The sequence below is a fragment of the Amycolatopsis sp. FU40 genome, assembly GCF_021903635.1.
GTDB lineage: Bacteria > Actinomycetota > Actinomycetes > Mycobacteriales > Pseudonocardiaceae > Amycolatopsis > Amycolatopsis dendrobii.
Genome location: NZ_CP091381.1, coordinates 9,087,225 through 9,102,594 on the forward strand (window position 1 = coordinate 9,087,225; position 15,370 = coordinate 9,102,594).

A 15,370-nucleotide genomic window follows, 5' to 3' on the forward strand; every position below is an offset into this window, starting at 1 on the left:
TCACCGCACAACCCGGTGACCCCGAATCGGCCTAAGCCGCCCTGGCGCGGGCGCGCGAAGACCGCACCGGAGCTGACCGGTGCTGTGTTCTCCCGCCGGGCGAGCGCTACTTGCCCGAGCCGGGCTTCTCGTCCGCCGCGCCCTTGGGAACGTCCTCTTCGGACCAGTCGACCCCGGCCTCGGCGACCACGCCGTCGAAAATCGGGGTGGCCACGGCCTGTTCGGCGCTCACGACGCGCTCACCACGTCGATGATCGCGTCGGCCGCGATCCACTGCGGATCCGCGTCTCTCGCCTGGCCGTCGACCTGGACCGGGACCCAGGTGACCGCGGTGGCGTCGTCGGTGACCGGGGCTCCGGTGACCACCCCGCGCCGGCACAGCTGGCGCCTGCCGGTGCGCTGGCCGACCAGGTAGGTGACCCGGTGACCGGTGGACAGTTCGGGCCGGTGCTGTTCGCCGTCCATGTGTTCCTCCCTGCACGCCACCCTTGTGGGCGACGCTCGCTTCATCGACGCGACTCGCTCCCCGCGTGCCGATGACGCACTCCCGGTCCATGATCTGGGTCACACCAACGCAACGGCCGCGGTGAACGCGACTGCTACATCGAGGCAACCTCGACCACTGACAGTCATCCCTCTATACCCAAAGTAACAGGTACAGCGCCGTATCCGATATGTGACCCGGCGATACACTCGCGCGGATGACGTCCTCAGGTACTCCGCCCGACGGGCGGGCCACCCGGTGGGCAGGGCAGCGCGAACGCCGGCGCCGGGAGTTCGTGGAAGCCGGAATGCGTGCGATCGCCCGGTTCGGGCCGGAGGTGTCCACCGAGCAGATCGCCGACGAGGCCGGCGTCGCTCGCACGCGCATTTACAAGCATTTCGCCGACACCGCGGATCTGCAGCGCGCTATCGCGTTGCGCGCGGCGGAAATGATCGGGGCGCAATTCGCTCCGCTGTGGGGAGTTTCCGGCACGCCGCGCGAAATGGTGCACGCGACGATCGGCGCGCATATCGAATGGCTTTCCGAACACCGCGCGCTGTACCAGTACCTGATGCGCCAGTCGGTGACCGGCCCGCGCGACGTCGTCGCGGACGTGAAAACCGCGATCGCCCGGCAGCTGACGGTGCTGTTCGAGTACTACCTCGGCCTGTTCGGCGCGGACCAGCGGGTCGGCGAGACGATCGCGTACGGGCTGGTGGGGCTGGTCGAGTCCAGTACGGCGCATTGGCTGGACGCGCCGCGTGGGATCGACCGGGACGATCTGCGGCAGCTGCTCGCGCGGTGGGTCTGGTCGATTCTCGACGACACCCTGCGCACGGTCGGCGTCGCCCTCAACCCGGACTCGCCGCTGACCGACCTGGACTACCAGGTCCTGGACTGACAAAAGAAAACCTCCCCGCGGAACGCCGCGGGGAGGTCTCGAACCGAGGGAGTGTCAGGCCTTCCGCCCGACCCCTCCCGCGATGCATTCCTGGACCTGGTTCAGCGGCTGGTACCGCGGGCCGTCCGGCCACCAGTCCTCGCACAGCACCAGGCCCGGGTCGACCAGTTCGGTGCCGCCGAACATGCGGCCGATCTCGTCCCACGTGCGGAAGAGGCCGCTGCCCATCGGGCTGTGCGTGAACTTGTCCTCCATCCGCCGGGCGATCTCGCTGTGCTCGGGCGTCTGCGGGTCGAGGAAGTGCGCGACCACCACGAACGAGCCGGACGGCAGCGCGTCGACGTAGGTCCGCATCATCTCCTCGTAGTCGTCGCCGAGGTAGTGGTGCAGGGTTCCGTTGTGCAGCAACGCGATCGGCTTCGTCCAGTCGAGGAACTCGCGCGCGGTCTCGTTCTGCAGGATCTGGTCGGGCTTGAAGATGTCGGCTTCGATGAACCGGGTGTTGTCGTTCTCTTCGAGCAGCGCGCGCCCGTGCGCGAGGACCACCGGGTCGTTGTCCACGTACAGCACCCGGGCTTCGGGGATGATCCGCTGCACGACCTGGTGCGTGTTTTCCGCGGTGGGCAGGCCGGAACCGCAGTCGAGGTACTGGGTGACCCTGCCCTGGGTGGCGAGGAAGCGGCAGGCGCGGATCAGGAAGTTGCGGTTGGCCCAGGCGAGGTCGTTGACCTCCGGGGCCACGGTCCGCACCTGGTCGAGCACCCTGCGGTCGATCTCGTAGTTGTTCGTGCCGTTCAGCGCGGCGTCGTACACCCGGGCAATGCTCGCTCGCGTGATATCGACCCCGACCGGGTGCGAACTGGGCGATTCGACGGCCTCGGTCATTTCTGGCGTCACCTCGGATGTGTCGGACGTCTCTTTGGTCTACTCACCGTAGACCTTCCGGGCTGTCAAGCGACCGCCAGGAGGAGGACAACCGGAGTGGGTGACAGATTCTTGATTCATTCCAGAAAATCCGGCAGACTCCGGGGCATGCCGACGACCGCGGACTTCGAGCAGCTGCTGCGCGGAGTGCAGTTGCGGATCACGCGCCCTCGGGTGGCCGTGCTCTCCGCCGTGCACGCCAACGCGCACGCGGACACCGAATCCGTCATCGGCATGGTGCGCGCGGATCTCGGCGAGGTTTCCCACCAGGCCGTTTACGACGTGCTGCGCGCGCTGACCGAGGCGGGGCTGCTGCGGCGCATCCAGCCGCCCGGTTCGGTCGCGCGGTACGAGGCCCGGGTAGGGGACAACCACCACCACGTCGTGTGCCGCTCGTGCGGTGCCATCGAGGATGTCGACTGCGCGGTCGGGGAAGCGCCTTGCCTGACCGCGTCCGAAGCACACGGTTTCGTCATCGACGAGGCCGAGGTCGTCTACTGGGGCCGATGCCCCGCCTGTTCGACGGCAGCAAACTGATTCTCATTTCCGGAAGGATTCCCGTGTCTGACACCCCGAACGCCGAAGTCGGCGAGATGAACGAGGAGACCGCTGGCGGGTGCCCGGTCCACACGGGTCGCTTCGCGCACCCGACCGAGGGCGGCAGCAGCCGCGACTGGTGGCCGAACCAGCTCAACCTGAAGATCCTCCGGAAGCATCCCGCGGTGGCGGACCCGATGGACGACGGCTTCGACTACGCCAAGGAATTCCAGAGCCTCGACCTCGACGAGGTCGCCCGCGACGTCGACGCGGTGCTCACCGACTCCAAGGAGTGGTGGCCCGCCGACTTCGGCAACTACGGCCCGCTGTTCATCCGGATGGCCTGGCACAGCGCGGGCACCTACCGGATCGACGACGGCCGCGGCGGGGCCGGCGCCGGGCAGCAGCGGTTCGCGCCGCTGAACAGCTGGCCGGACAACGGGAACCTCGACAAGGCGCGCCGCCTGCTGTGGCCGGTCAAGAAGAAGTACGGCAAGAAGATCTCGTGGGCCGACCTGATGATCTTCGCAGGCAACCGCGCGCTCGAGACGATGGGCTTCAAGACCTTCGGCTTCGCCGGCGGCCGCGCCGACGTGTGGGAGCCGGACGAGGACGTGTACTGGGGCCCGGAGCGCACCTGGCTCGGCGACGAGCGGTACAAGGGCGACCGCGAGCTGGAGAACCCGCTGGCCGCGGTCCAGATGGGGCTCATCTACGTGAACCCGGAAGGCCCGAACGGCAACCCGGACCCGATCGCCGCCGCGCGCGACATCCGCGAGACGTTCGGCCGGATGGCGATGAACGACGAGGAGACCGTCGCGCTGATCGCGGGCGGGCACACCTTCGGCAAGACGCACGGCGCGGCCGACGCGGACGTGCACGTGGGCGCGGAGCCGGAAGGCGCCTCGATCGAGCAGATGGGCCTCGGCTGGAAGAACAGCTTCGGCAGCGGCAAGGGCCGGGACGCGATCACGAGCGGGCTGGAGGTCACCTGGACCCCCACCCCCACGAAGTGGAGCAACTGGTTCTTCCACAACCTCTTCACTTACGAGTGGGAGCTGACCAAGAGCCCGGCGGGCGCGCACCAGTGGAAGCCGAAGAACAACGCCGCGGCGAACACCGTGCCGGACCCGGAGACCGGTGACCTCAACCGGGCGCCGAGCATGCTGACCACCGACCTGGCGCTGCGCTTCGACCCGATCTACGAGCCGATTTCGCGCCGGTTCTACGAGAACCCGGACGAGTTCGCGGACGCCTTCGCTCGCGCCTGGTACAAGCTCACCCACCGCGACATGGGCCCGATCCAGCGCTACCTCGGCCCGCTGGTGCCGCAGGAAGAGCTCATCTGGCAGGACCCGGTCCCGGCCGTCGACCACGAGCTGGTCGACGACGCGGACGTGGCGGACCTCAAGGCGAAGATCCTCGAGTCCGGCCTTTCGGTGTCGCAGCTGGTGTCCACCGCCTGGGCATCGGCATCGACCTATCGGCACAGCGACAAGCGCGGCGGCGCGAACGGCGCCCGCATCCGCCTCGAGCCGCAGCGCGGCTGGGAGGTCAACGAGCCGGACGAGCTGGCGCAGGTGCTGCGCACGCTCGAGGGCGTCCAGGAAGCGTTCAACAGCGCGCAGACCGGCGGCAAGAAGATCTCGCTCGCCGACCTGATCGTGCTGGCCGGCGCGGCGGGCGTGGAGAAGGCGGCGAAGGACGGCGGCGTCGACCTCACCGTCCCGTTCACGCCGGGCCGCACCGACGCTTCGCAGGAGCAGACCGACGTCGAGTCGTTCGCGCCGCTCGAGCCGAAGGCCGACGGGTTCCGCAACTACCGCGGCAAGGCCAACCCGCTGCCGTCGGAGTACCTGCTGGTGGACAAGGCGAACCTGCTCAACCTGAGCGCGCCGGAGATGACCGTGCTGGTCGGCGGCCTGCGCGTGCTGGGTGCGAACTACCAGAACTCGGCCGCGGGCGTGCTGACCGACCGGCCGGGCACCCTGACGAACGACTTCTTCGTCAACCTGCTCGACATGGGCACCGAGTGGAAGCCTGCCGACGGCGAGGGCCCGAACGCGGAGTCCTTCGAGGGCCGCGATCTCGCCACCGGCGAGGTCAAGTGGACCGGCACCCGCAACGACCTGGTGTTCGGGTCGAACTCCGAACTGCGCGCCGTCGCCGAGGTCTACGGCAGCGACGACGCCAAGGAGAAGTTCGTCCGCGACTTCGTCGCCGCGTGGCACAAGGTGATGAACAACGACCGGTACGACCTGGTCTGAGTTCCGCCTGAAAGCCTAGGTCCGTGAAGGGCCCCTTGAGGGAATCAGATTCCCTCAAGGGGCCCTTCACGGCTTTTCGGCGGGTGCGGGGGTCAGGACTGGACGAGCTTGCCCATCGCGTTGACCTCGTCGACGTCGCCGGTGCTGAAGAACGACCACGGCACGGTCACGAAACCGCTGTCGCCCCAGCCGGATCCCCAGCTGTTCTCGATCTTCACGCCCTGGTCGTTGTAGGCCACGATGGTCACCTCGTGCCCGCCGACGACCGGGTCGCTGTTCGAGTCGCCGGGCAGGTACGAGTAGTCGCTCGCGGTCGACGAGTCCAGGTTCATGAAGCTCTGGTGCACGGTGAACCCGATCGCGACCGGTTCGCCCTGGGAAATGGCGTTCTCGATGTCGTTGCGCGCCGCGTCCCCGCTCGTCGACAATTGCGTGTAGCCGGACAGCTTGTAGTGCGCGGCATTCGCTTTCTCGTTCTGGTCGGGCTGAGTCGTGTAGTCGAAATCGCCCTGCCAGTAGTCGGATTTGGTGTCGATGCCCTGCTGCTGTTCCATCGGCAGCGCGACGCTCGCCCAGGTGCCCTGGTCGTTGCCCTTGGCGATCTGGGAGTAAATGAACATCGGGGCCATCGGGCCGCCGCTGATGCCCTGCTCGTTCATCAGCACGCCGTAGCCGGTGTAGCCGGTGGCCCAGGTGACGCACGAGCCGACCTGGCCCTGGTCGCCGGGCGCGTTGGCGTACTGGGTGAGGTCGCCGCTGGACGGCAGTTCGGCGGTGGTGCGCGGGTGCACCGGGAGCGCGGAGTTCGCGTGGGCGTGCATCCTGGACTGCGCGGCCTTCAGTCCGGCGACGTTCAGTCCGAGGCCGTGCTTGAGGTGCTGCGGGTGGTGCTGGGCGGCGGCCGCGGTGGCAGGGGTCGCGCCCATCGCCGCGGCCAGGCCGGCCGCGGCGAGCAGGGAAACGAGTGCGGACGTTTTTCTGATCTGCATTCTGGTACTCCTTGTGGACATGCAGAAAAAGAAATCGGAAAGGGTGGGGAGGTGGATCCGACCACGACAAAGGTAGATCGGCGGAAATTTTCCGGGAACCTACGAAAGGCGGGAGTGCATCAACTGTCGAATTGGAGCGGATCGATCAAGCGGACATTACGCCCGTTATCGCCGCTATTCCGGCGTACTGGTCCATTATGGACTCGCAGGAAACCGTCGTGCTCACAATGGTTTGAACCATTCGGCGAGGTTTCTCCAGCAGCGCGGGGGCTGCTCGCACGGGCCTCCGCGCCGGCGGAACCTCAGTCGGGCAGCGGGGTGGTGCGCGCGCCGTTGAGAAGGGCGTCGATCGCCCACTGGGAACGCGTGTCCGCGTTGCCGGAGAACAGGTTCTCGCTCGCCGCGGCGATGTTCGGATGCGTTTCGGGCGAGAGGCCGCGGACGGTTTCGGCGAGCGCGTCGTGCTGGCGTTCGGCTTCCGGGCGGTTCTTGCGGGTGCTGTGCTCGACCGCGCTGGCGGTGGCGACGAGCAGCAGCAGGTCGACTGTCCACGCGGCCGGGCCGGACGGAACCCCGGCCTCGGCGAGCAGGCCGAGCACGGTGTCGACGACGGCGAGGTAGTTCGGCCCGTTCAGCGGGGTCACGAGCGCGACGCGGGCGAGTCCGGGGTGGGCGTACAGGACGTCGCGGTAGGTGGACAGGACTGTCCACAAGCGACTGCGCCAGTCGTCTTCGGCGGTGCTCGCGGTGGTGGGGACTTCGCCGAGGAGTTCGTCGAGCACCGCGGCGTGGAGTTCGTCGGTGTCGCGGACGTAGACGTAGAGCGAAGCCGGGCCGGTGTCCAGTTCCTTCGCGAGCCGCCGCATGGTGACGCGTTCGGCCCCTTCGCGGCGCACGACGTCGAGAGCGGCCGCGACGATGCCCTCGCGGCTCAGCGCGGGCTTGGCGGGACGTTCCCGGCGGTTGTAGCCACTCGCGGTCATCCGCCCATGGTATGCGCACGCCGGCCGAACGGTCTGGACCTTGGCCGGGCTACTCGGCGAGCACACTGTCCAGCGTGGGCTGGACGTCGGTCCGCAGGATCGCGCCGAGGTAGACCGCGGCGACCCGCTGCTGCTTGTCCACGATCAGCGAGATCGGCACCGCGCTCAGCGGGAGGCCGCGCAGGCGCAGGGCGACCCGGCCGGACGGATCGAAGATCGACTCGTAGCCGAGCCCGAGGTCCTTGACGAAGTCCGCGGCGTACTTCGGGTTGTCGCGGACGTTGATGCCGAGCACCCGGATCCCCCGGTCGCGGCCGGAGTCGGCGATGTCCTGCAGTGTGCGCGCTTCGGCACGGCACGGCCCGCACCAGGCTCCCCAGAGGTTGAGCAGGACGACGTTGCCGGAGTAATCGGCCAGCGAGAGGTCCTTGCCGGGCTCGCGCAGGCTCTGGCCCTTGAGGTTCGCCACCTTTTTGCGTTGCGGCACCGGATAGTGGATGGTCGTCTGCCCGCCCGGCGAGACGAATTCGAAGGTGTCCGGCCGGCTGACCGCGTCCTTCCCGGTCGCGCACGCGGTGAGGGGCAGCAGTGCCAGGAGGAGGAGACGGGCGAAGCGCACGCGGCATGGTATCGCCGATACACCGGGCGGGCGCCGACGCGGTTTTCTAGGCTGGACCTCGTGTGGGAGACAGCGAGGGACCGCTTGCGGAGCAGGCTGGCCGACGGCTTGGCCCAGTCCGGGCTCACGCTGCCCTGGTGGGTTCCGATGGGGACGACCGCCTTCACGGTGATCGGGCTGGTCGTCGCGGTCGGACAGCGGGTCGGGCCCGCGCTGCCGGTCGCGATCGCCGGGTTTCTGCTGGTCACGGCCTCGACGCTGCTGTGGGTGTGCACCGGGCGGCTCGCGCCGTCGTGGGTGAAGGCGCTCGGGATGCTCGCCGGGATCGGGCTGCTGCTGACGTATCCGGTGGTGCCGGACTTCGCGCCGATGCCGTTGATCGTGCTCGCCGGCGAACTGGGGTCCATCGCTTCGGCGCGGGTCGCGTTCGCGGCGACCGGCGGGGCGATCGCGGTGCTCGGGGCGGCCGCGCTGACCGTCGGGCTGGTCGGGTTCCCGGTGTACATGCTCGCGGTGGTGGTGGGGATGGCCGCCGGGTTCATGCTCCGCTGGTACGTGCGCGCCCTCGACGCCGAGCGCGGCAAGCAGGCGGCCGTGCGCGAACAGGCGATGCTCGGCGAGCGGCAGCGGATCGCGCGCGAAGTGCACGACGTCGTCGCGCATTCGCTGAGCATCACGTTGTTGCACGTCACGGGCGCGCGGCACGGGTTGCGCACGGATCGCGACATCGACGAGGCCGTCGCGGCGCTCACCGAGGCGGAGCGGATCGGGCGGGCGGCGATGGCCGATATCCGCCGCACGGTTGGATTGCTCGCGCAGGAGTCGGCGGGGACGCGGCCGTTGCCCGGCGCGGGCGACATCGCGGACCTGGTGGCCGAAACGTGCGCGGCCGGGCTGGTCGCGGACTGGGAACTGGAGGGCGACGTGTCGGCGGTCGACAGCACGGTGGGGCTGGGGCTCTACCGGATCGTCCAGGAGTCGCTGGCGAACGTGGTCAAACACGCACCGGGGGAGAAGGCGTTGGTACGGCTGGAGATCGATGCGGCGGACGCGCGGTTGACTGTCCGCAATGGACATAGCGGCGCGGCGCGCAACGAGGGCGGCTCGGGGCTGGCGGGCATGAGGGCGCGGGCGGATCAGCTCGGTGCGCGGCTGACTGCCGGACCCGAGGGCGGCGAGTGGGTCGTCGACGTGACGGTGCCGTTGGCGCGCGAGGCCGCGTCGTGACCGCAGCGTCGGGCGAAATGCGGGTCTTGCTCGTCGATGATCAGGAGCTGGTGCGGTCCGGATTGCGGTTGATCCTGCGGCGCCGCGACGGGTTCGTGGTGGTGGGGGAGTGCTCGGACGGCGACGAGGTCCCGGCCGCGCTCGAAGCGGCCGGCGGGGTCGACGTCGTGGTGATGGACCTGCGGATGAAGCGGGTCGACGGCATCGAGGCGACGCGACGGCTGCGTGCGTCCGGCCCGCGTCCGCCGGTGCTCGCGCTGACCACGTTCGATGACGACGAGCTGCTCGCCGGAGTGCTGCGTGCGGGTGCGGTCGGATACGTGCTGAAGGATTCGCCCGCGGAGGACCTGATCCGCGCGGTGCGAGCGGTCGCGATGGGTGAGGCGTGGCTCGACCCGGCGGTCACCGGACGCGTGCTCACGACCTACCGCGAGGCGGCTGGCGATCGTCCGGTGCTGCCGCCTGGATTGCTGACGCCGCGCGAGATGGCCGTGCTGACGGCGGTGGCACGGGGTTTGACGGACGCGGAAATCGCCGGAACGCTGGGGATTTCCGCGAGTACGGTCGAGGCGCACTTCGAGCGGGTGTGTGCGAAACTCCGCCTCCGCGACCGGGCGGCGGCCATCGTCTACGCCTTCGACCACGGCCTGGTCATCCCCGGCGCGGCTCCCGCTCCGGCCGACCCGGACTCGTTGCGGTTCAGCGTGCTCGGCCCGTTGCAGGCTTGGCGGGGACCGAACCTGCTGGACCTGGGCCCAGTACGGCAACAGGCGCTGCTCGCGGCGCTGGTCCTGCGCCCCGGCGAGACGGTCAGTCCAGGAGAGTTGCTCGACGGCGTGTGGGGCCTGGAGCCGCCCGGCACCGGCGGCCGGGTGGTCCCGGTCTACGTGCACCGACTGCGGAAATGCCTGCGCGGCGCTGGTGAACGGACGGAAGACTCGGTCATCGGCAGCGATCGCGGCGGATACCGCTTCGCCGGGGAGCGAGCGCGGCTGGACGTCACCGAGCTGACCGACCGGATCTCGGAAGCCACCACCGCCACCCGCGGCGACGACCCGGCAGCTGCGGTCGACGCGTACGACGGTGCACTGGCCCTCTTCCACGGCGAGCCGCTGGCCGGACTGCCCGGTCCGTTCGTCGAGGGAGAACGCGTACGCCTGACCGAGCGGCGGCTGACGTTGGTGCAGGAGAAGGCGGTGCTGCAGCTGAAGCTGGGGCGGACCGACGACGTGGTGCACGAGCTGTCGGCGTTGCTGGCGGTGCATCCGCATCGGGAACCGCTGGCGGTGCTGCTGATGCGCGCGCTCCACAGCGGTGGCCGCCGGGCGGACGCGTTGGCGGTGCACCGGCGGATGCGGGAACGGCTGCGGGCGGACTTGGATGTCGAGCCGGGGGCGGAGCTGAACCGGGAGTTGCGGGTGGTGCTCAGCTCGGATCGGGGTCCCTCTTGAGCACGCACGGGACCCTGCACCATGTCGAGTTGTGGGTGCCGGACCTCGGCCGCGCGATCGCGTCGCTGGGATGGCTGCTGGAAGAACTGGGATACCAGCAGTTCCAGGACTGGGCCGCCGGACGCAGCTGGCGGTTCGGGCCGACGTACCTCGTGGTAGAGCAATCCCCGGCACTGACCGCGGACCGGCACGACCGCTGTCGGCCGGGGCTGAATCACCTGGCGTTTCACGTCAAGGACGCGGCGACGGTCGAGCGGCTGGCCGCCGGCGCCGCCCGGCACGGGTGGCAGCTGATGTTTCCGGAGAAACATCCCCATGCGGGCGGCGCGGAGCACTATGCCGCGTACCTGCAGAACGACGACGGCTTCGAGGTCGAACTCGTCAGCTCTGCCGCGCAGTGCTGACCGGAGTGCGCGGGCGGTGCTGACCCGGGTACTGGGAATCCGACGAATCCGAATCGGCGTCCGAGTCCGAGTCCGAGTATTCCGAAGCCGGATACTGCGACTCCGACGAACTCGCGTACTGCGCCGGATACCGCGAATCCGAAGAAGAACCAGTGCCCGGCTCCTCCCCAGAGCTGCTCTTCGAAGCCTCGCTGAGCTTCGTCATCAGCTGCGTGGCGGCTTCCAGCCCCTGGGTCACCGAGGTGATGAGCTGCAGCAAATTGTCCGAGTCCGACAGCAGAACTCCGAGCTTCTGCGCGATCTGCCCGCCGTACTGCGTAGCGATCGCCACCGCCTGCGGGATCGCCGCCGCGATGCTCGCGCCGAACGTCGCCTGCGCGGCGGCGAACGCCTGGGTCATCAGCTGGATGATCTGCCCGACAGCCTCCGAAATGAGCCCGCCGACCTCCTGCTGCGCCTTCGCGACGACCTTCCCCGCCCCGGTCGCCGCCTTGGCCATCGCGATACCGGCCTGGCCGACGGCCTCGACGCAGTCCGCGTGCTGCGAGCTGTTGTCGCGGTAGCTCGAAGCCGAAGAACCGCTCCACCCCGACGTTTCCGGACCCGCCGACTGGCGGTAGTCGTCCGCGACCGAGGACACCTGCTGGCCGCCGCCCTCCATGCCCTGCGAGTGCGACGACACCGAATCCGGGTTGCCCTGCAACTGTTTCAGCGGTTCTTCCAGGAACCGCACCAGTTCGGTGATCATCCCGAACCCGGCGGACGTCAACGCGGCGAGCGGGTCCTGCGACGCGCCGAGCAGGTCGAGCGCGGTGGTCGCGCCGCCGAGTCCGGCGGACACCCAGTCGTGGTTTTCGACCGCCTGCGCGGTGCTCTTCAGGTGTGCCAGCAGCTGGCCGGAGTCGGTGCTCGTCACGGTAGGTCCTTCCCGGGCAGCGAGGCCGCGTTGCCCTGGTCGCGGCGCTCGTAGCTTTCCGCGGCCTGCGTGAGGTTCGCGCTCACTTTGTCCACAGTGGACGAAGCGTGCGAGACGGCGTCGTTGGTCTTGCCGACCGCCGATTGCAGGCCCGCGGTGAGGAACTGCACGAAGACGCCGAGCGCCTGGTCGCCGAGTCCGGACGGGGCGCTGCGGGCGACATTGCCGAGCCGGTCGGCCAGATCGCCGACGGTGGCCGCGTGCCGGCGCAGTTGCGCGGGGTCGACCTCGAAGCCGGCGGTCACGAGATGATCCCCGGGTTCGCGAAGTAGTCGTCCTCCTGGCGCGGCGCGGCGGGAGCGGCCTCGACCGGCAGGTTGTCGCGGACGAGCTGGAGCGCGGGGCCGTCGCCGACGTAGTCGGTCATGATGTCCACGACCTGCGCGCCGGCCTGGCGGTGCGCGTCGTGCACGGTCGCGAGGATGAGCCGGGCGAGCGCGTCGGCTTCCAGCGCGCGGGCGGCGGGGCTCAGCCGAAGGTCGGTCAGCGCGCCGCTCGGGCCCACTTCGACCTCGACCTCGCCGCGCGGGGACGCGGCCCGGCCGCCGACGCGGCTGAGGCTCGCGCTCGCGGCCTCGGCGTTCGCCTGCATCCGGGAGAGGTTTTTCTGGTAGTCGGCGAGCCAGGCCGCCGAATCTTGGATCGGCACGGAAGATCCTCCGGTCGTTTTCGGTGCGGTCATCACGGCCGCCGCGCGGCGGTGGCCAGCTCGCCGAGGGCGAAGCGCAGATCGGCCTGGCGCAGCGAGTTCACGCTGAGCCAGCCGTCGCGCGCGGGGTTGACCCGGACGCGGCCGCGCGGTCCGTCCATCCAGGACAGTTCGCGGCCCGCCCTGGTGCGCCCGTCGCGGGTCGCGCCGAGCTGGCCCCGCCCGGTCAGCGGGACGACCAGGCCGACGAGACTGTCCAGCGCCGCCGGGTCTCCGCCGCTGTCGCGGACGAGGTCGCGCAGCCGGTGTGCGCGGGAGGTGTCGTCCTCGTCGTCGGTGAGCGCCATCGCCTCCTTGACCGCGTGCGCGGGCAGTGTGACCGGCATCGTGCGGGCCGCCTCGACCTGCGGGATTTCCGCGAGGACGGCGTCCACCAGCGCGGTCTCGTCCACCCGGCGCACCGACAGCGTGTCCGCCTCGAGCCGCTGACGGCAGATCAGCGCGGAGGACCGGTAGACGAGTGCGGTGACGGCGGTCGCCCCCTCGGCGTCCGCCACCACCAGATCGACGATGCCGCGGCGTTCGCGCAGCGCGGTCACGGCTTCCGCGGCGAGACCGTCCGGCCCGGATTCGTCCGCGAGACCACGTGCTTGCAGCGCCTGTCCGGCGGTGGCGAACAGGATCTCGCGTTCGCCCTCGATCCGGCCGTAAGACGGCACCTGCAAGGGATACGGCCAGCTCGCCCCGGCGTGCGCGGCCAGCAGGTCCGCCTCGACGAGTCCGATGTGGACGGTCTCGTCGCCGGTACGCGGCAGCACGGCGGTCATTCGGCTTGCCGTTCGAGCCGCTGGAACGCTTCCTGTACCCCGGATTCGTGCTCTTGATAGCGCCGGATACCGGCCCGCAGCGCCTCGTGGAACCCGGTCAGCTCGGTGTCCGCCGCGCCCAGTTCGCCGGTCAGCCCGGCGTGCCCGGCGGCCTCGCGCAGCCGCTGCGCCAGGTGCAGTGCGGGCGGCGCGGTGCCGAGCTGCGGGAGCCGGTCGGCGAGCCGTCCCGCCGAACCGACGAGTTCCCCGGTCTGCTCGCCGAGTCTGCCGAGCGCGGCGACCTGCCGGTCCAGCGCGTTCGGGGCGACCTCGTGGCCGGTCATCGGAAACTCCTGTCTTTCCGGGGTGTCACAGCCCGATCACCGGGCTGATGGTCTTGTCTTCGGGGTGCAGGAGCGGCTGGTCGAGGACCGGCATCTTGTTCTTGTGCTCCTCTTCCTCCTCTTGGGCGGCTCCCGCGCCGCGGCCGGGCATCATGCCGTTGCCGTTGGCCGCGCGGGCGGCGGCCATCTCCGCCATCGCGGCGTTGCGGGCGAGCAGCGCGCCCTCCATGCCGAGCGCGGAGCGAATCCCCGCGGCCATCCCGGATTCGACCGGCGCCGCGGTGGTCAGCGCGCCCCACGGCATGCTGCCGCCCGCGCCGGTCCCGGCTCCGCCGAGCGGACCGACGTAGCTCGACGCACTGGTCGACTCGTCCGCGCCGTAGGAATCCGCGGTCGTCGACCCGGCGGGCGGCGGATTGATGGCGCGCGAGCTCTTGTGCAGGCTGGCTTCGTAGCGCTGCATCACGTGCACCGCTTCGGCTTTCTGTTCGGCGGCCGCGACGTTCGCGGCGAACAGGCTGGCCCCGCCGCCCGCGACCGCGCCGATCGCCGCGCCCATCAGCGCACCCGGACCGGCGCCGATCCCGCCGGCACCGGCGCCGAGGATCCCGCCGATGACCGCGCCCGCACCCGCTCCGGCCGCCGCGGCGGCGACTGCGCCCCCAGTCGGGTCGCCCGGCGGCTTCGGCATGGTGTTGCGCGCGACGGCGAGCGAATCGCCCGCGTTCTGGGCCGCGCCGCCGACGGTCCCGGCGCGGTCGCCGATCCCGGACGCGCGCTCGCCGAGCGAGCCCAGCCGTCCGGAAGCGCGTTCGGCGGCCTGTCCGCTCCAGTTCTCGTGCAGCGTCCCCTGCTGCGATTTGAGCGAATCGGCGTGCGAGCGCATTTCCGAACCGTGCCGCTGCCATTCCGCCGCGACCGTGCTGACGTCGCCGACGTCGGCCTTCTCCCACAGCATCTGGTACAGCTGCTGGTGCGTGTAGGCGTTCCAGTTGGTGCTGCCGGGCGGGATCGGGGCCCCGAAGTAGCCCTCCCACACGTTGCGCAGCGCGGACACGACCGGTTTGGCCAGGTCGCCGACCGGCCCCGCCTTGTCGAGTCCCGCGAGCGCCGAGTCCGCCAGATTCTCCACCCCGGCCGACGCCGCGTCGGCCACTGATCCGGATTCGCCGGTCATACCCCCACCTTCGCCTCTGCCCGGCAGGCTGTCGCCAGGCACTCGCGCACGGTAAAGGGCGGCGATGAAATCACGATGAAAGCTGTGATCACCGGGGCGGGACGAGGTCTCCGCTCTCGATCCGGGCCGCGGTGCGGGCGAGCCACGCGGCGTCGTGGGCGAGGCGGGAAACCAGGAAATGCACCTCGATCATCTGCATTTCCGGCAAATCGGCGTTATCGAGCGTCGCGGACAGTTCTCGCTGCTGCCCGCTGACCCGTTCCGCCCGGTCGCGCAGCAGCGTCACCGCGCGGGCGGGCGGCAGCGCGCCGAGGTAGGCCAGCGCGATCAGGAACCGGGAATCGAGGTTCGGGTCGGCGTCGCGCAGTTGCCGTTCGATCCGTCCGCGGAAATCGGCGAGACCCGTCTCGGTCAGCCGCACCGGTCGCGGGTCGCCCTCGCCGTCCGGTTCGACGAGCCCGTTCCGGGTCAGCGTGCCGACCAGTGTGTACACGGTCGACGTTTTCGGGTTCAGGAACGGATAGCGCGTGCGCAGCTCGCGCAGGAGCGCGTACTGGTGGCGCGGGGTTTCCACGAGCAGGCCCAGCATCGGCAGCACGAGCGGGTTGTCGAGAGCGTTCGTCGGCACCGGA

General features: G+C 70.1%; 19 protein-coding genes. 6 read left to right on the forward strand and 13 right to left on the reverse strand.

Annotation, left to right across the window (positions count from 1 at the left end; all coding sequences use genetic code 11):
- Positions 1–106: 106 nt before the first annotated feature.
- A complete protein-coding gene (locus L3Q65_RS47455) occupies positions 107–232 on the reverse strand; it encodes a hypothetical protein (RefSeq protein WP_255751336.1) in 126 nt (41 codons plus the stop codon).
- A complete protein-coding gene (locus tag L3Q65_RS43140) occupies positions 229–465 on the reverse strand; it encodes a hypothetical protein (protein ID WP_220507476.1) in 237 nt (78 codons plus the stop codon). Before L3Q65_RS43140 ends, L3Q65_RS47455 begins: the two co-directional genes overlap by 4 nt.
- 236 nt (positions 466–701) lie before the next feature.
- On the opposite strand from L3Q65_RS43140, the gene L3Q65_RS43145 reads away from it, so the two are divergent.
- A complete protein-coding gene (locus tag L3Q65_RS43145; RefSeq protein WP_182892487.1) occupies positions 702–1,385 on the forward strand; it encodes a TetR/AcrR family transcriptional regulator in 684 nt (227 codons plus the stop codon).
- 54 nt (positions 1,386–1,439) lie between these two features.
- Here L3Q65_RS43145 and L3Q65_RS43150 read toward each other — a convergent pair whose 3' ends face one another.
- Positions 1,440–2,270, reverse strand: coding sequence for an SAM-dependent methyltransferase (locus L3Q65_RS43150; protein ID WP_182892486.1), 831 nt, complete (start codon positions 2,268–2,270; stop codon positions 1,440–1,442).
- A 147-nt stretch (positions 2,271–2,417) separates the two neighbouring features.
- Here L3Q65_RS43150 and L3Q65_RS43155 point away from each other — a divergent pair, with 147 nt between their 5' ends.
- Together L3Q65_RS43155 and katG are read left to right on the forward strand one after the other, a co-directional pair.
- Entirely contained in the window at positions 2,418–2,846 is a 429-nt protein-coding gene (locus L3Q65_RS43155) for a Fur family transcriptional regulator (protein WP_182892485.1), read from the forward strand.
- Between the two features lie 23 nt (positions 2,847–2,869).
- Positions 2,870–5,113, forward strand: a complete 2,244-nt coding sequence (gene katG, locus L3Q65_RS43160; RefSeq protein ID WP_237598194.1) for a catalase/peroxidase HPI — start codon at positions 2,870–2,872, stop codon at positions 5,111–5,113.
- A 92-nt stretch (positions 5,114–5,205) separates the two neighbouring features.
- Here the strand turns inward: katG and L3Q65_RS43165 are convergent, their stop codons facing one another.
- The 3 genes from L3Q65_RS43165 to L3Q65_RS43175 all read right to left on the reverse strand — a co-directional run bounded on the left by L3Q65_RS43165 (position 5,206) and on the right by L3Q65_RS43175 (position 7,704).
- Complete coding sequence (locus tag L3Q65_RS43165) at positions 5,206–6,102, reverse strand: C1 family peptidase (protein WP_182892483.1); 897 nt, start codon at positions 6,100–6,102, stop codon at positions 5,206–5,208.
- Positions 6,103–6,404: 302 nt separating this feature from the next.
- Positions 6,405–7,085 carry a TetR/AcrR family transcriptional regulator gene (locus L3Q65_RS43170; protein ID WP_182892482.1) on the reverse strand — a complete coding sequence of 227 codons (681 nt, stop codon included), beginning with the start codon at positions 7,083–7,085 and terminating at the stop codon, positions 6,405–6,407.
- A 49-nt stretch (positions 7,086–7,134) separates the two neighbouring features.
- Positions 7,135–7,704, reverse strand: coding sequence for a TlpA disulfide reductase family protein (locus tag L3Q65_RS43175; protein ID WP_237598195.1), 570 nt, complete (start codon positions 7,702–7,704; stop codon positions 7,135–7,137).
- A gap of 60 nt (positions 7,705–7,764) precedes the next feature.
- On the opposite strand from L3Q65_RS43175, the gene L3Q65_RS43180 reads away from it, so the two are divergent.
- Genes L3Q65_RS43180 through L3Q65_RS43190 form a run of 3 tightly spaced genes read left to right on the forward strand, consistent with a single transcriptional unit; the run spans position 7,765 to position 10,786 of the window.
- Entirely contained in the window at positions 7,765–8,931 is a 1,167-nt protein-coding gene (locus L3Q65_RS43180; protein ID WP_237598196.1) for a histidine kinase, read from the forward strand.
- Positions 8,928–10,382 carry a BTAD domain-containing putative transcriptional regulator gene (locus L3Q65_RS43185; protein ID WP_182892479.1) on the forward strand — a complete coding sequence of 485 codons (1,455 nt, stop codon included), beginning with the start codon at positions 8,928–8,930 and terminating at the stop codon, positions 10,380–10,382. The genes L3Q65_RS43180 and L3Q65_RS43185 overlap by 4 nt, the downstream gene beginning before the upstream one ends.
- Positions 10,379–10,786: a VOC family protein gene (locus L3Q65_RS43190; protein ID WP_182892478.1), complete on the forward strand. Its 408-nt coding sequence runs from the start codon at positions 10,379–10,381 to the stop codon at positions 10,784–10,786. Before L3Q65_RS43185 ends, L3Q65_RS43190 begins: the two co-directional genes overlap by 4 nt.
- Here the strand turns inward: L3Q65_RS43190 and L3Q65_RS43195 are convergent.
- From L3Q65_RS43195 to L3Q65_RS43225, 7 genes are all read right to left on the reverse strand, one after another.
- Positions 10,764–11,702 (reverse strand): hypothetical protein, encoded by a 939-nt coding sequence (locus tag L3Q65_RS43195; RefSeq protein ID WP_182892477.1) that lies wholly within the window; start codon positions 11,700–11,702, stop codon positions 10,764–10,766. The two genes, L3Q65_RS43190 and L3Q65_RS43195, sit on opposite strands and share 23 nt — an antisense overlap.
- Positions 11,699–12,007, reverse strand: a complete 309-nt coding sequence (locus L3Q65_RS43200; RefSeq protein ID WP_237598197.1) for a type VII secretion target — start codon at positions 12,005–12,007, stop codon at positions 11,699–11,701. The genes L3Q65_RS43195 and L3Q65_RS43200 overlap by 4 nt, the downstream gene beginning before the upstream one ends.
- Positions 12,004–12,411: a YbaB/EbfC family nucleoid-associated protein gene (locus L3Q65_RS43205; protein ID WP_312872147.1), complete on the reverse strand. Its 408-nt coding sequence runs from the start codon at positions 12,409–12,411 to the stop codon at positions 12,004–12,006. The genes L3Q65_RS43200 and L3Q65_RS43205 overlap by 4 nt, the downstream gene beginning before the upstream one ends.
- A gap of 32 nt (positions 12,412–12,443) precedes the next feature.
- Positions 12,444–13,238 carry an ESX secretion-associated protein EspG gene (locus L3Q65_RS43210; RefSeq protein WP_237598198.1) on the reverse strand — a complete coding sequence of 265 codons (795 nt, stop codon included), beginning with the start codon at positions 13,236–13,238 and terminating at the stop codon, positions 12,444–12,446.
- Positions 13,235–13,561, reverse strand: coding sequence for a hypothetical protein (locus L3Q65_RS43215; RefSeq protein ID WP_182892473.1), 327 nt, complete (start codon positions 13,559–13,561; stop codon positions 13,235–13,237). The genes L3Q65_RS43210 and L3Q65_RS43215 overlap by 4 nt, the downstream gene beginning before the upstream one ends.
- A 25-nt stretch (positions 13,562–13,586) precedes the next feature.
- Positions 13,587–14,738 carry a WXG100 family type VII secretion target gene (locus L3Q65_RS43220; protein ID WP_237598199.1) on the reverse strand — a complete coding sequence of 384 codons (1,152 nt, stop codon included), beginning with the start codon at positions 14,736–14,738 and terminating at the stop codon, positions 13,587–13,589.
- An 88-nt stretch (positions 14,739–14,826) separates the two neighbouring features.
- Positions 14,827–15,366 carry a PadR family transcriptional regulator gene (locus L3Q65_RS43225; protein ID WP_237598200.1) on the reverse strand — a complete coding sequence of 180 codons (540 nt, stop codon included), beginning with the start codon at positions 15,364–15,366 and terminating at the stop codon, positions 14,827–14,829.
- Positions 15,367–15,370: the final 4 nt, after the last annotated feature.